Annotated in this window: 15 protein-coding genes; 12 read left to right on the top strand and 3 right to left on the bottom strand. The window is 34.4% G+C overall.

The features are described from left to right. Window positions 1-137: 137 nt before the first annotated feature. Entirely contained in the window at window positions 138-2,024 is a 1,887-nt protein-coding gene (dnaK, locus tag JOD96_RS00160; RefSeq protein WP_209562243.1) for a molecular chaperone DnaK, read from the bottom strand. A gap of 350 nt (window positions 2,025-2,374) precedes the next feature. On the opposite strand from dnaK, the gene JOD96_RS00155 reads away from it, so the two are divergent. From JOD96_RS00155 to JOD96_RS00105, 10 genes are all read left to right on the top strand, one after another. Beyond that, the gene (locus tag JOD96_RS00155; protein WP_209562242.1) at window positions 2,375-4,063 is read left to right on the top strand and encodes a WG repeat-containing protein; all 1,689 of its coding nucleotides are present in this window, start codon (window positions 2,375-2,377) and stop codon (window positions 4,061-4,063) included. 32 nt (window positions 4,064-4,095) lie between these two features. After that, a complete protein-coding gene (locus JOD96_RS00150) occupies window positions 4,096-5,847 on the top strand; it encodes a Na+/H+ antiporter (protein ID WP_245188312.1) in 1,752 nt (583 codons plus the stop codon). Between the two features lie 10 nt (window positions 5,848-5,857). Further along, complete coding sequence (locus JOD96_RS00140) at window positions 5,858-6,232, top strand: hypothetical protein (protein ID WP_209562241.1); 375 nt, start codon at window positions 5,858-5,860, stop codon at window positions 6,230-6,232. A gap of 69 nt (window positions 6,233-6,301) precedes the next feature. Next, window positions 6,302-6,739 (top strand): acyl-CoA thioesterase, encoded by a 438-nt coding sequence (locus JOD96_RS00135; protein ID WP_209562240.1) that lies wholly within the window; start codon window positions 6,302-6,304, stop codon window positions 6,737-6,739. Window positions 6,740-6,749: 10 nt separating this feature from the next. Next, window positions 6,750-7,154, top strand: coding sequence for a hypothetical protein (locus JOD96_RS00130; RefSeq protein ID WP_209562239.1), 405 nt, complete (start codon window positions 6,750-6,752; stop codon window positions 7,152-7,154). A gap of 118 nt (window positions 7,155-7,272) precedes the next feature. Next, a complete protein-coding gene (locus JOD96_RS00125; RefSeq protein WP_209562238.1) occupies window positions 7,273-8,265 on the top strand; it encodes an alpha/beta fold hydrolase in 993 nt (330 codons plus the stop codon). 25 nt (window positions 8,266-8,290) lie between these two features. Beyond that, a complete protein-coding gene (locus JOD96_RS00120) occupies window positions 8,291-8,680 on the top strand; it encodes a DUF1398 domain-containing protein (RefSeq protein ID WP_209562237.1) in 390 nt (129 codons plus the stop codon). Between the two features lie 12 nt (window positions 8,681-8,692). Next, a complete protein-coding gene (locus JOD96_RS00115) occupies window positions 8,693-9,541 on the top strand; it encodes a ThuA domain-containing protein (RefSeq protein WP_209562236.1) in 849 nt (282 codons plus the stop codon). Between the two features lie 10 nt (window positions 9,542-9,551). Continuing rightward, on the top strand, window positions 9,552-10,406 hold the full coding sequence (locus JOD96_RS00110; RefSeq protein ID WP_209562235.1) for a sulfurtransferase: 855 nt from the start codon (window positions 9,552-9,554) through the stop codon (window positions 10,404-10,406). A gap of 10 nt (window positions 10,407-10,416) precedes the next feature. Then, a complete protein-coding gene (locus JOD96_RS00105) occupies window positions 10,417-11,658 on the top strand; it encodes an ATP-binding cassette domain-containing protein (protein ID WP_209562234.1) in 1,242 nt (413 codons plus the stop codon). Between the two features lie 170 nt (window positions 11,659-11,828). On the opposite strand, the gene JOD96_RS00100 is transcribed toward JOD96_RS00105, so the two are convergent. Together JOD96_RS00100 and JOD96_RS00095 are read right to left on the bottom strand one after the other, a co-directional pair. Next, window positions 11,829-12,872, bottom strand: a complete 1,044-nt coding sequence (locus JOD96_RS00100) for an RluA family pseudouridine synthase (RefSeq protein WP_209562233.1) — start codon at window positions 12,870-12,872, stop codon at window positions 11,829-11,831. Further along, complete coding sequence (locus JOD96_RS00095; RefSeq protein ID WP_209562232.1) at window positions 12,862-13,485, bottom strand: PASTA domain-containing protein; 624 nt, start codon at window positions 13,483-13,485, stop codon at window positions 12,862-12,864. Before JOD96_RS00095 ends, JOD96_RS00100 begins: the two co-directional genes overlap by 11 nt. 358 nt (window positions 13,486-13,843) lie before the next feature. Between JOD96_RS00095 and JOD96_RS00090 the strand changes: the two genes are divergently transcribed. Together JOD96_RS00090 and JOD96_RS00085 are read left to right on the top strand one after the other, a co-directional pair. After that, entirely contained in the window at window positions 13,844-14,815 is a 972-nt protein-coding gene (locus JOD96_RS00090; RefSeq protein WP_209562231.1) for a D-alanine--D-alanine ligase, read from the top strand. Window positions 14,816-14,968: 153 nt separating this feature from the next. Then, a complete protein-coding gene (locus JOD96_RS00085) occupies window positions 14,969-15,661 on the top strand; it encodes a DUF421 domain-containing protein (RefSeq protein ID WP_209562230.1) in 693 nt (230 codons plus the stop codon). Window positions 15,662-15,688: the final 27 nt, after the last annotated feature.

Genomic DNA, 15,688 nt, shown 5'->3' with positions numbered 1-15,688 from the left:
AAAACAATATCACAATCAAAATCCGCAAAGAAAACCCGACAAGTTTTAAAACTTGTCGGGTTTAATTCAACGTAAAAATAAATCCACAAAAAAACCGGACTATCACTAGTCCGGTTTCCATTATTATTAAAGAAGAATTATTTTACTTCTTCGAATTCAACATCTTCAACATTGTCTCCAGATTGCTCTTGTTGTGGAGCAGCTTGTTGACCTTGTTGATCACCACCTTGAGCGTACATTGCTTCTGTAGCTGTTTTCCAAGCTGCATTTACATTGTCTAATCCTTTTTGGATAGCGTCAAGATCTTGAGATTGGTGAGCCATTCTCAATTCAGTTAAAGCATATTCGATAGCTGTTTTGTGCTCATCTGTAAGTTTATCTCCCAATTCTTTCAATTGACTTTCAGTTTGGAAAATAGTACTATCAGCTTCGTTCAATTTCTCAGCTCTTTCTTTTGCAATTCTGTCCGCATCAGCATTAGCTTCAGCATCTTTTTTCATTTTTTCGATTTCTTCAGCTGTTAATCCAGAAGAAGCTTCGATACGGATATCGTGAGATTTTCCAGTTCCTTTATCAGTTGCAGAAACTTTGATGATACCATTTGCATCGATATCAAAAGTTACCTCGATTTGAGGAACTCCTCTTGGTGCTGGTGGAATACCATCTAAGTGAAAACGACCGATAGTTTTGTTATCAGCAGCCATTGCTCTTTCTCCTTGCAATACGTGAATTTCAACAGATGGTTGAGAATCAGCAGCAGTTGAGAAAACTTGTGATTTTTTTGTTGGAATAGTTGTGTTAGACTCGATTAATTTAGTCAATACACCACCCATAGTTTCGATACCTAAAGAAAGAGGTGTTACGTCAAGTAACAATACATCTTTTACATCTCCAGATAAAACTCCACCCTGAATAGCAGCTCCAATAGCAACAACCTCATCAGGGTTAACACCTTTAGATGCTTTTTTACCGAAGAATTTCTCCACTTCGTCAGCGATTCTTGGCATACGAGTAGAACCTCCAACAAGGATTACTTCGTCGATATCAGATGTAGATAAACCTGCATCTTTTAATGCTTTAGCAACTGGTTCCATAGAACGTTTTACTAAAGTATCAGATAATTGCTCAAATTTAGCTCTAGATAATTTTTTTACTAAGTGTTTTGGTCCAGAAGCAGTAGCAGTTACGTAAGGTAAGTTGATTTCAGTTTCAGCAGAAGATGATAATTCAATCTTAGCTTTCTCCGCAGCTTCTTTCAAACGTTGCAATGACATTGGATCTAAACGTAAATCAATACCTTCCTCAGATTTGAATTCGTCAGCTAACCAGTCAATAATAACCTGGTCAAAATCATCTCCACCTAAGTGAGTATCTCCGTTTGTAGACAATACTTCGAATACACCGTCTCCTAATTCAAGAACAGAGATATCAAAAGTACCTCCACCTAAATCGTAAACAGCAATTTTTTGATCAGTTCCTTTTTTATCTAATCCGTAAGCAAGTGCAGCTGCAGTTGGCTCGTTAATGATACGCATAACTTTAAGACCAGCAATTTCTCCAGCTTCTTTAGTAGCCTGACGTTGTGCATCGTTAAAGTAAGCAGGAACAGTAATAACCGCCTCAGTTACAGTTTGACCTAAATAGTCTTCAGCAGTTTTTTTCATTTTTTGAAGTGTCATTGCTGACAATTCCTGAGCAGTGTATAAACGACCGTCAATATCCACACGTGGCGTATTGTTGTCACCTTTTACAACACTGTAAGGAACTCTTTTTGCTTCTTCCTGAGTTTCAGCAAAAGTGTGTCCCATAAAACGTTTAATAGAAGCAATCGTTTTTGTAGGATTCGTTACTGCTTGTCTTTTTGCAGGATCACCCACTTTAATTTCGCCACCTTCAACAAAAGCGATGATAGATGGAGTTGTTCTTTTTCCTTCTGCGTTAGGAATAACAACTGCTTCGTTACCTTCCATTACAGAAACACAAGAGTTCGTCGTACCTAAGTCAATTCCGATTATTTTACCCATTTTTTATATATTTAATTTTGATATACATTTTATAACTCAGGTGGCATAAGTCAATCTTTGTGCCAATATAAAAAACCAAAGTAAATTGTCAGTTTTAATGTCCAGCCTTAAAATCATCTGACAACATGACATTTTTAAAACCTGACACGAATGGCATAACCTCGCATAACTGTCATTATCAGAAGCTCATACCTCATATACGCTGTATCTTTTGTGGCTGTCTCTGATATCACAGTCAGGACACCCTGTTCATAACAAAAAATTATCATTATGAGTATTATTAAATTACTTACATTCGCAAAAAACAGTAAGAGAAAAATTAAATACCCATCCATTAAATAGATATAACAATGATAGTCAAGATTAAATACTTATTATTATCCTTTATAATAGCTTCTACGCTTTGCGCACAAAAAAAATTAACTTATAATAATAAAGGGGAGTTATCTAAACAAGACTACCAGGCGTTATTAAAAACTAAAAAATATCAGGCTTTATCTGCTTTTGACACCGTTTCTGTCAAACCTCTTTTGATTTACGCGATTTATATTAAAGATAAGAAGTCAGGGATTTTAGACGATAGTGCCAAAGAAATAACTCCGTCCATTTATGATAATATTGATGGGCTTAATACAAGTTATACAACTTCAATGTTTGGTTTTCATGAAAATTATCGTGTGAAAATTGGCGAAAAATACGGCTTAATTTCTAATACGGGAAAATCAATTTTGCCTGTAAAATACGATTACATTAATAGTGAAGAGAAAAAAAGTATAAAAGAAAGAGTTAGAAAGGAAGTAATACAGGACTCTATTGTAATTGCAAATTTGGGAAATGAAGAATTGTTCTTTTCTCCACAAGGAGAGCAATTAAAAAATAAACCCCAAACATCAGATAACAGCGCAACAAGAGAGCCTGATTATACTCAAAAACCTATTTCAAAACCAAAAAAAGAAACTACACAATTTGGCGATATTGTACAAAACCTAAATAATGGTTTTGCAATAGTACAAGCAAAGGTTGAAAACAAATACTATTATCAGGGACTGGTTGAATTAGCTACAAACAAACTTGTTCTGCCGATACAATATGAATACATTATACCTCAACAAAACGACAGATTAATTGTTATCAAAAGCAAAAAATATAATTTATACAGTAAAAAAGGAGAACTTCTTTTAAAGGAAACCTACGACGGAATTTCTGACTACGGTAAAACTTTCAGAATTCAAAAAGGAAATAAAACAGCGATTTTTGATAAGGATTTAAATCAAAAAACTGACTTTATTTTTGATTCTAATTCTTTTGGTTCTTCTGATCAATATATGGCAGAAGTGAAAATTGATAACAAAGCCGGTGTGATAGATAGTGATGGCAAAGTTATTATTCCGTTTATTTATGATAAAACTGAAGCTTATTTCAATAAAAATAGTTCCGGGTTCGCTTTTTTTAAAGTCGTGCTAAATGGCAAAAAAGGGATTTTATCAGCCAAAGGTGAGCGATTAACTGAGATTATTTATGATGAAATAGTTCCTGAATATGGAATTGAAGAACCTAGTCTTTATGGAGATGTGACTATACCCACAGATCACGATTATGATGCAAAAGAAAATAAGTACTTTATCATCACAAAAAACAAAAAATTTGGTTTACTGGACAATAATTTCAAACCATTGATTGATACTAAATATGATGAAATAAAGAAAAGTTTTCATCCCAACTTTATAATTGTTGGAAAGAAAAAAACAAAGATTGAACTGAGTCTTCTTAATATTCAGACTAAAACAGAAATATTGCCTTATGAATATGCTTATTTTAAATATTTAGGTGGTTCTTATTTCATGATGTATAAATATTCAACAATGGGTGTTTGCAGCTTAGAAGGAAAAATAATTATCCCGATGCAGCCCTACAAAGATTTATCAGACAGGTATTATTTTAATAATATATACTCAGGTTTACAGAGCATAACGGGCATGAAAAGTAATTATTTAATTGATTATCAGCAATCAATAGTTAACTTATTACCAACTAAGTAACTAAACCTTTTGAATTTTTTCTAATCAAAATAATGGAAAACTACACCATCATCATTTTTATTTTAGCAATTGTTATAGGCCTTTCTGCATTTGCTGACAAATCAAAACTGCCCTATCCTATTCTTCTTGTTATTGTTGGTGTAGCTATCGGTTTTATTCCAACAATGAAAGAAATTGAGATTAATCCGGAAATCATTTTTCTTATTTTCCTCCCGCCACTCTTATACGATGCGTCTTTTAATATTTCTCCCAGAGATTTTAAGATAAATCTCAATACAATTGGTGCTTTGGCAATTTCTTTGGTTTTTATGACTGCCTTAGGAATTGCGGTTGTAGCCCATTATCTGATTCCGGGAATGAGCTGGCCTTTATCATTTGTTTTGGGAGCCATTCTTTCTGCTACAGATGCCGTAGCCGCAATCAGCATTACAAAAGGTTTAAAAATCTCACACAAAACAATAACGATCCTGGAAGGCGAAAGCCTTATAAATGATGCTTCTGCATTGGTAGCCTATCGCTTTGCCGTTGCAGCAGTCATGGGTTCTGCATTTGTAATCTGGAAAGCCACAATAGATTTCATAGTATTGCTTGCAGGTGGTTTTCTGGTTGGATTTGTACTTGCCAAAATAGTTGCTTTTATACTTACTAAAGTTCATAAAAACATCAATGTAACGATTAGTTTTACATTACTTATGCCTTTTGTTGCTTATCTTGTTGCAGAACACCTGCATGTTTCGGGCGTAATTGCTGTTGTTGTTTTGGGAATAGGAATCGCCAGGTTCAGCAATAAAATTTTTCCTGAAAATTTAAAAAATAATTCAAAAGGTCTTTGGGATTTAATTATTTTTCTCTTAAACGGATTGATATTTATTTTAATCGGTCTTAATTTTCGTTACATTTTGAAATATATTGATAATGATATGGTACTGCCGTACATAGGCTATGCAGCAATTATTACAATCGTTGCTTTATTAATCAGGATGGGAAGGATATTTCTTCAGAAAATCAACCTTCAGAAAGCTTTTCAGAATACAAACGGAAGAAGAAAAGTCAGCGAGCATGCTCTTTTGGATTTTAATAATAGCATAATTTTAAGCTGGTCAGGAATGCGTGGCATTGTTTCTCTTGCCATTGCAATTGGTCTCCCTAAATTCCTCGAAGACGGAACTCCTTTTCCTGAAAGAAATGCTATTATTTTTATTTCGGTCGCTGTAGTATTATTAACTTTAATTGGCCAGGGACTTACATTGCCATGGATTGTAAAAAGGCTGAATGCGAAAGAAGAGATTAAAATAAGAAAAATTAATTTTAAATCAATCAAAATGAAATCGGAAATTATTTTGACAACGCCGGAATCAGAAATTGTAACTACAAGAATTTTGAATTTTCCTCAGGAACTTGTTTTTAAAGCCTGGAGTGAACCCGAACATTTAAAAAATTGGTGGGGACCAAAAGGTTTTACCAATACTTTTCATGACTTTGATTTTCGCGAAGGCGGAAAATGGAAATTTACAATGCACGGTCCTGAAAGAGGAAATTTTGAAAATGAATGTGAATTCATAAAAATTGACAAGCCAAATCTTATCGCATGGAAACGTCATTCAAAACCGCTTTTTCAAATTTTAACTACTTTTGAACCAGTTGCAGATAATCAGACAAAAGTTGTTTTTAAAATGCTTTTTGAAACCGAAGAGGAATGCCAAAAACTGAAACCTTACGTTGTAGATAAAAATGAAGAAAACTTTGACAAGCTTGAAGCTGAATTAGCTACAATGAGGCTATAAATATTTTTTAATGAGCTATAATATTTTTCTCGACAATAAAAAAATAGGGAGTTCTAATCTTGAAAAAGCCGATGCGCCTATGGGAGTAGTATTGGGAAAAATCAATTTTAATGATGTAAACTTAAACTATTCTTTTTTCAGTAAGTATTGTAAAATAAATTCAATCAAAAGGGAAGAATATTCAGAAGATAAATTTATTTCAACTCAAACTATTCCAGCTTTAAAAGTATACAATCAAAAAGAAATAGAAATTAAAGGAATCGGATGTTATATTGAGGGTATGGATTCTGAAGGATTTGAAATTAACATAATTGGAATTCCATATCCATTTTATGAAGAAGAATTTCCACATCACACAAATCAATATAGAGAATCTTATAAATAAGGTTTCATATCAATAACTGATTTGTTTTTTATTCGTAATTTCGATTTCTCATTAAATCACAATTACAAAATGGCTTCATTTATAAAAGAATTATCTTTTCGCTGGTCAGATCTTGACCCAAATTTTCACGTTCGTCACAGTGCTTATTATGATTTTGGTGCACAACATCGTATCGAAATTCTAGAAGAATTAGGTTTAACTTTAAGAGTAATGCAAACACAGGGTTTTGGGCCTGTTTTGTTTAGGGAAGAATGTATCTTCAGAAAAGAATTAAAACTTTCAGATAAGATTTTTATTCATACCAAAACTTCAAAAATGAAAGCCGATGCTTCGCGTTGGTCTATTATTCATGAATTCAGAAAAGAAGATGATACGCTTTGTGCCGTAATTACTGTAGATGGAGCGTGGATGGATACTAAACTTAGAAAACTAGCCTCTCCGACTCCAGAAATTGCTATAGAAGCATTAAGTATTTTTCCAAAAAGCGATGATTTTGTGGGACTCTAAAATTAATTAAATGAGGCATTTAATTAATTTTTTCGTTATTCTGATACTCCTGACAGGCTGTAAATCTCCCGAAGAAAAACCTCAGAAAGAAAACAAATCTCCAAAAGAAATTGTTGCAGCTTATTTGGCTGCAACAAACCGCTTTGATTTTAAATCTGCAAAAGTTTTTTTAATTCCGAATAAAAAGAATCTCATCATTTTAGAAACGCTCAAAAAAATGGAAAAAAGCATTCCGGATGATCAAAAATCAAGATTTCTTGATAGAGAAAGAGGTGCCATTTATTATGAAAAAGAAATAACAGATTCTACAGCACTCATTGTAGTAACACCAAATCAGGATATTGCTATGCCAATTCAATTTAATCTGAAGAAAGTAAAAGATAAGTGGCTGATTGAATCTGTTATTTTGAATTAATATTTTTCAGAAGTTATTGCCTAACTTTTTTTCTGATAATTTTAAGATTTTAATTTTTGGTTTTAAAACGGGAAGCCTTAATTTTATTATAATTCCAGGTTTTAAAAAATATACTAAGATGAAAAATATAAAATTCTTAATACTCTTACTTCCCTTTCTCGTTTTTTCGCAGCAGGAAAATATAAAAGCACTAGACATTAATTTAACCAATTATGAATATCCATTCCCTGTTCATTATTTAGAAGTAAATAATCAGCGCCAGACTCTTAAAATGGCATATATGGACATAAAGCCTGAAAACTACAATAACAAAAATATAGTTTTATTTCACGGCAAAAATTTTAATGGCGCTTATTGGGAAAGTACGATAAAAGCACTTACCAAAGAAGGTTACCGCGTAGTTGTTCCCGATCAGATTGGTTTCGGAAAATCTTCTAAACCGGACAACTTACAATATACATTCCAGCAATTTGCAGAAAACACCAAAAAATTACTTGATCATTTAAGCATCAAAAAAACCACTATTTTGGGGCATTCTATGGGCGGAATGTTAGCAACAAGATTTGCATTAATGTATCCTGAAACTACAGAAAAATTAGTTTTAGAAAATCCGATCGGGCTTGAGGACTGGAAACTGGTCGTGCCTTACAAACCTGTAGACTGGTGGTATGAATCTGAGTTAAAACAAAACTATGAAGCCATCAAAAAATATCAAATGACAAATTATTATGATGGCAAATGGAATGCTGATTTTCAAAAATGGGCCGAACTGGCTGCCGGATGGACCACAGCTCCCGATTATAACAAAGTGGCATGGAACTCTGCCCTTATGTACGATATGATTTTTACACAACCTGTTTTATACGAATTTAAAAATATCAAAAGCCCAACACTCTTAATTATCGGAACAAGGGATAAAACCGCAATAGGAAAGCAGTTGGTAGCCGAAGAAATCAAAAAAACAATGGGAAATTATGCCGAATTGGGGGAAAAGACCCAAAAAACAATTCCAAACTCAAAATTAGTTGAAATTCCCAACACTGGACATTTACCACATATTGAATCTTTTGATCAATTTATAAAACCATTAATTGTATTTTTGAAACAATAAACTTTAATCTCAAAAACCAGAATATATGTTTACAATCGAACAAATAAAAGAAGCACATGCAAAAGTAAAAAGCGGTGCCGATTTTCCAAATTATATACAAGACCTTATCATACTGGGCGTAAAAGGATATGATACCTTTGTAAATGATGGGCATACTGAATATTACGGCGTAAATAATTACAGTGTAATCGCTGATGAAAAATATGCTGAAATAAAAGTGGCCCATTTTGCAAACAAAGAACTTTTTATCGAATTACTTCTTAAACATCAGAGTGGAGAAACAGATTATATGACTTTCTGCAATCACTGTGCTCAATGCGGAATTGCTAAATGGCGTGTCGATATCATCGAAATGACCTGCACTTATTTTGATTTGAGCGGAGCTGAAATTTTGATCGAAAAAATCCCAGGTTAATAAGAAAATCTGATGGTAAAAACTCCAAAAAGCGTTTATTTTATTTTCTTACACAGCTTACTGTTTGTATTTTTCTTTGTTTGTTTTTCGGGGTATTCCCAAGATAATAAACCTACGTTTAAAGTAATTGCTTTTTATACCGCAAAAAACGATCAGGCGCACATAAGTTTTGTTCACGAAGCCAATAAATGGTTTCCAAAAGTAGCACAACAAAATCATTTTGTATACGATTCAACAAGCAATTGGGATAATCTAAATGCAAAATTTCTTGCAGATTATCAGGTAGTTTTATTTTTGGACACAAGACCGGAAAACGCAAATCAGAGAGAAGCATTTAAGAAATACATGAAAAATGGAGGCGGTTTTATGGGATTTCATTTTTCTGCATTTGCATTAAATGATTCCGATTATTCGCAAAATTGGGATTGGTACCATAATGAGTTTTTAGGTTCAGGCGAATATAAAAGCAATACATGGAGGCCAACAGCAGCAATTTTAAGAGTTGAAAAACAACATCAGATAATTAAAAATATACCAGAAAAATTTAAATCAGCTCCAAATGAATGGTACAGATGGAACAATGATCTTAAAAAGAATCCGGATATTGAAATTTTACTGGCAATTGATGAATCCAGTTTTCCATTGGGAACCGGACCAAAGCCAAATGAAATCTGGCACGACGGCTATTACCCTGTAGTATGGACCAATAAAAAATACAAAATGCTCTATGTAAACATGGGCCATAATGATATTGATTATGAACACGGAACTAACAAAACATTATCATACACGTTTGAAAATGAACCCGAAAGCAACCTAATTCTAAATGGGATACTGTGGCTGGGAAATTCAAAAAAATAACTACTTGAAAATGACACATAAACTTTCACCCATCATAAATCCAGAAGAACTTATAAAACTACAGCAAGAATCAACCGTATTGATTGATGCCCGCGCCGGATTAAATGCTGAAGAAAATTATAAAAAAGAACATTTAAAAGATGCTCGATATGTAGATTTAAATAAGGATTTGGCAACAGTAGGAACTGAACCTGCAAAAGGCGGAAGACATCCTTTGCCTTCTTTTGAGAAGTTCTCCCAAGTACTTTCAAAAATTGGAATTACTCCTACTAGTCATGTTGTAGTTTATGATGACAAAAACGGTTCCAACGCCGCAGCCCGATTTTGGTGGATGCTGCGCGCAGCCGGACATGAAAAAGTTCAGGTATTAAATGGCGGCATACAAGCCGCTATAAAAATTGGTTTTCCTGTAAGCTCAGAAACAGAACATTTTGAAGAAACAGAAAAATATCCAATTCAGGAATGGAAGTTACTTTTAGCCGATATTGAAGAAGTAGAAAGAGCCCGAAACAACAGCAAAAATATTGTAATTGACGTAAGGGACAAAAACCGTTTTGATGGTCTCACAGAACCTCTTGATTTAATTGCAGGACATATTCCGGGTGCAATCAATGTTCCTTTTATTGAAAACTTAAACGAAGATGGTTTTTATCATTCCCGCGAAGCATTAAACAAAAAATACAACGAAGTTTTAGGCGATTTAAAATCCGAAGATATTATTGTTCATTGTGGTTCTGGCGTTACAGCCTGTCATACCTTGCTTGCAATGGATTATGCCGGAATCCCTATTCCGAAATTATATGTAGGATCATGGAGTGAATGGTCAAGAAACGGCCGTGAAATGGCGCTCAAAGAAAATAAATAATACAAAAGAAATGCAGCATTGGGATATCCTTTTATCTAATCAGGTAAACAAAAAAGCTTTTATAGATACCTTACTTACAGGCAACGCCAAAGAAGAACTAGCCGTTTTTAACAATCAAAAAGGAATTCTCTTTTCGGATATAGCGATCGAGAAATTCATCGAAAAAGAATATCAATATGACTCCGTCGAAGCTGCTCCTGAATCGCACAGACAGTTGAGAACTTTTTCATCCGGTGAACGCAAAAAAGAATTTTTAAAATACTGCATCAATCAAAAACCTGATTTTATCATTTTCGATAATCCGTTTGATCATTTAGATCAGGCCTCCAGGGTAATTTTAGCAGAATCTTTAAAGGATTTAACAAATGATATTGCCATTATACAAATAGTAAACCGTATTACCGATATACTTAATTTTGTTCCCAACAAAGCACAGATCAAAGACAATTCATTTGTATTACACCCCATTTTAAAAACCGAAAGCCATTTTAAAACCTTAAACACAACAGAAATCCCAAAAGCGTCGGAGCAGCATTCCTTTCACGAAAGTGTATTAATAAAACTGGAAAATGTTTCCGTAAGCTACGATGAAAGAAAAATTCTCGATGCCATTTCCTGGACTATAAAGCAAGGCGAATTCTGGCAATTAATTGGCCCAAACGGATCTGGAAAAAGCACTATTTTATCTTTGATAGCAGGAGACAACCTAAAGGGATTTGGACAGGATTTATTTTTATTCGGAAGAAAAAAAGGAAGTGGAGAAAGCGTTTGGGATATCAAAAAACAAATTGGAATCTTCGCCACCTCAATGACCGATTTATTCCAAAAAAGCCACACTCTGGAACAAATGATCCTCTCTGGTTTTTTTGATTCTATTGGTTTATATACGGAGCCAACAACACATCAGCAGCAAATTGTAACACAATGGCTGGAAGTGATAGAAATGACTCACCTGCGCAAAAAGCGTTTTATAGACCTTTCTATTGGTCAGCAAAGAGTAGTATTAATTGTTCGCGCTGTTTTAAAACATCCGCCCTTACTAATTCTGGACGAACCGGTAGAAGGCCTCGACGACGAAAATGTAGATTTGGTAATTCAGCTGATAAATACCATAAAACAAGAAACGAATGTAAGTATAATTTATGTTTCACATCGTATAGAATCAGGCCTCGCCCCTACTTCAGTTTTTGAGCTTGTACCAACACCAACCGGATCTGTCGGCAAAATAAAATATCATTCAGAACTGAATTAAACATAAGTTTTTTTACACCATTAAGATATTAAGTAAATTAAGTTTTACGCTTAATCTAACTAATGACAAAAAAAAAGAAAGAATAAGTCAAAAGCTTAATTCACTTAATATCTTAATGGTAAAAAACAAAAAAGCCCCCAAACAGGAGCTTTTTATAATATAAAAATTATCTAATTGTCTTCCCCTTCCATATTATGCGATTTTGAGTAATTTCTCCATCTTTCGAGGCAATCCTTAAAATCATCCGGCATTTCTGTATCAAAACGCATCATTTCGCCCGTAGTAGGATGCACAAAACCAAGTGTTTTGGCATGCAGAGCCTGACGTGGCAATGCTTTAAAACAATTTTCGATAAACTGTTTGTATTTTGTAAACGTAGTTCCTTTCAAAATCAAATGCCCTCCATACCGTTCGTCATTAAACAAAGGATGCCCAATATGCTTCATATGCGCACGAATCTGATGTGTTCTTCCCGTTTCCAGCTTACAGGAAATTAAAGTCACATAGCCAAAACGCTCCAAAACTTTATAATGTGTAATCGCCGGTTTTCCTATTTCAGGATCAGCAAAGACAGCCATTTGCATACGGTCTTTTAAGTGTCTTGCCAGATTTCCTTCAATTGTTCCTGCGTCATCGGCAACATTCCCCCAAACCAGTGCAATATATTCACGCTCTGTAGTTTTGGCTTCAAATTGTTTGGCGAGATGCGTCATTGCCGCTTCGGTTTTGGCAATTATCAATAGTCCCGAAGTATCTTTATCGATTCTGTGTACAAGCCCCGGACGTTCACTGCTGTTCATTGGCAGATTATCAAAATGATGTGCCAGAGCATTCACCAAAGTTCCGGTATAATTTCCGTGACCCGGATGAACCACCATTCCCGGTTCTTTGTTAATCAATAAAAGTGCGTCATCTTCATAAACAATATTCAACGGAAGATCTTCCGGCAGAATATGGTTTTCATACGGCGGATGCGATAACATAACAGTTACGACATCAAAAGGCTTTACTTTATAATTTGATTTTACCGGAATATCATTTACAAAAATATTCCCTTCAGCTGCGGCATTCTGAATCTTATTTCGGGTCGCATTCTGAATCAAATTCATTAAATATTTATCAATACGCAAGAGCGCCTGACCTTTAGGTACTTCAAATCTGTAATGTTCGAATAATTCGTCTTCCAGATCTAAATTTTCAATATTATTGTTCATCTTTTGGGGTTTCTGCATCTGGCGTTGCTAAACTGTCTGTCGCCTGACTATCATCTACATACGTTGCTTTTCCGTCACCTAAAACCAAATCGATTTTAGACGCTTTCAGCACACGGTCTCCTACTTTCAAATTTCTTCCTTTGTAACGCATTTCCAAAACCATATCTTTTCCAAGATTCGGAATATAAGTAATCGTTCCCGGCTCAAGCCCTAACGCTTTAAGGGTCGGAACTGCTTCACGGTATGTTTTTTCAATTAAATCAGGAATTCTTACAGACGAAAATCCCGATGCATTAATTTTAATGTATATTTTTCTTCCCTCTTTTACTTTAGTTCCAGGCAGCGGATCCTGTTCAACAACACTGAATTTCGGAAATTCACTTCGGTAATCAACACTATCCAATAGCACATAATCCAGGTCCAGTTCATCCAGCTTTTCTTCAACCTGCTCTTCAGTCAGTTTAGATAAATCAGGAACTGCAATTTCATGTCCGTGATCAGTTGTAAAAGTCAACCAATGCATAAACAAATAACCCAAAACTGCAATAATAGCAGCAGCACTTAATACTTGCAAAAAAAATACACGGCTTGTTAAATACTTACGTAAACTCATAAATTTATTTTTAGTTGTCGCAAAGATAAACCTATTTCGTTTCAAAAAAAATGATAATTTTGTTTAAAACAATATAAGGTTAACACTCTTTTTTTAAGGAGCTGTTTCCTGCTGTCCGCTGTATCTTTTGTTTTCTAAAGAAAAAAACAAAAGGATGCCGCTCCCATCAGGGCTAGGGCTTTAGGTTTCATTAGAAGATTTCGACATCATTGTCAGACTGAGCGAAGTCGAAGTCCCGTTTGCTGTATCACTTTGCGGTGACTTCGACTTCGCTCAGTCTGACAAAAAGAGAGCAAATAAATTCGCAGCAAAACCTGAAAATAAAAAGAAAAATAAAACTTTAAACAAAAATATCATAATGAAAAACATTGCCATCATAATGGGCGGATATTCAAGCGAATATAAAATTTCTCTTATCAGCGGAAACGTCGTTCATCAATATCTTGACAAAACAAAATACAACGGATTTCGCATTCATATCTTTAAAGAAAAATGGGTTTATGTAGACGAAAATGATGCTGAATTTCCAATCGACAGGAATGACTTCTCTGTTACTGTAAACGGGCAAAAAATTACTTTCGACTGTGTTTTCAATGCTATACACGGAACTCCGGGTGAAGACGGTCTCATGCAGGCTTATTTCGAATTATTAGGAATTCCGCAATCATCCTGCGACTATTATCAGTCGGCCCTTACATTCAACAAACGTGATTTATTATCGGTTTTAAAACCATACGGAATAAAAACAGCCATTTCTTATTACCTGAACAAAGGCGATGTTATCAATACAGACGAAATTGTAAAAAAAGTAGGTTTGCCATGTTTTGTAAAACCAAACAAAGCGGGTTCAAGCTTCGGAATTTCAAAAGTAAAAACTACTGCAGAATTGCCAATTGCTATTGAAGTGGCCTACAAAGAAGATAATGAAATCATCATTGAGAGCTTCCTTGACGGAACCGAAGTTTCTGTGGGAGTAATCAATTACAAAGGAGAAGTAATCGTTTTACCAATTACAGAAATCGTATCAGACAATGATTTCTTTGACTACGAAGCCAAATACGAAGGAAAATCACAAGAAATTACGCCTGCCAGAATCTCAGACGAACTAACAAAAAAAGTGGGAGAAACAGCAAAGCGTGCTTACGAAGTTTTAAAAATGAAGGGTTTCTCCCGAAGCGAATTCATTATTGTAGATAACGAACCATACATGCTTGAAATGAACACAATCCCAGGTTTAACAACCGAAAGTTTGATTCCGCAACAGGCCAAAGCAGCCGGAATTTCTCTGGAGGATTTGTTTACAAATGCGATTGAGTTAGCGATAGCTTAAAAAAGACACTAAGAAACTAAGGTGCTAAGATTCTAAGATTTTAGCACCTTTTTTGCTTATTGATTATAAAAAATTTATTCCTGCACCTGCAACTTTGAAACTAAACAAAAACGCTGTAACTTAGATTCTCAAAACCTTAGCAACTTTAAAAAAATGAAACAAATCTTCGAATGGGAAAGACTACTTTTTAATAATTTACCGCAAAATTTCCTGCTGGAAGTTATATTTCGTTCCACCGTTATGTTTATTATTTTACTGCTGACACTAAAAATGACAGGAAAGCGAGGTGTAAAACAATTATCTATTTTCGAAACTGTAATTATTATAGCACTCGGTTCTGCAGCCGGAGATCCTATGTTTTATGAAGACGTGGGAATTATTCCTGCCGCAGTAGTTTTTACTGTCATTATTATTTTATACCGTTCTGTTACATGGCTCACCGGAAAAAGTAAAAAGTTTGAGGAATTTATAGAAGGAAAAACAGAATGTTTAATCAGTGAGGGTAAATTTTCGGTATCAACTTTTAAAAAAGAAAGTCTGGCACAGGACGAATTTTTTACAGAACTCCGTATAAAATCAATAGAGCATTTAGGTCAGGTAAAACACGCTTTTATAGAAACCAGTGGCGAAGTAAGCGTTTTTTATTATGCCGATAAAGATGTTGGATATGGCCTCCCTATTTTGCCTTCCCAGTTTGGTACAAAAAGTAAAATAATTCCAAATGACGGCATTTATTCCTGTACTTTCTGCGGTCATACTACAGAACAAAAAGCCGGAACAGCAACATGCAGTGTTTGTAAAAAAGAAGAATGGGTTGCAGCAATAAACACATTGAGAATAACATAAAAAAACAATAAAAAACACTAATAAATT

Source organism: Flavobacterium sp. 1355 (assembly GCF_017833415.1).
Taxonomy (GTDB): Bacteria; Bacteroidota; Bacteroidia; order Flavobacteriales; family Flavobacteriaceae; genus Flavobacterium.
Note: the sequence above shows the minus strand (reverse complement) of the source record. Positions and strands in the feature narration are given on the sequence as shown.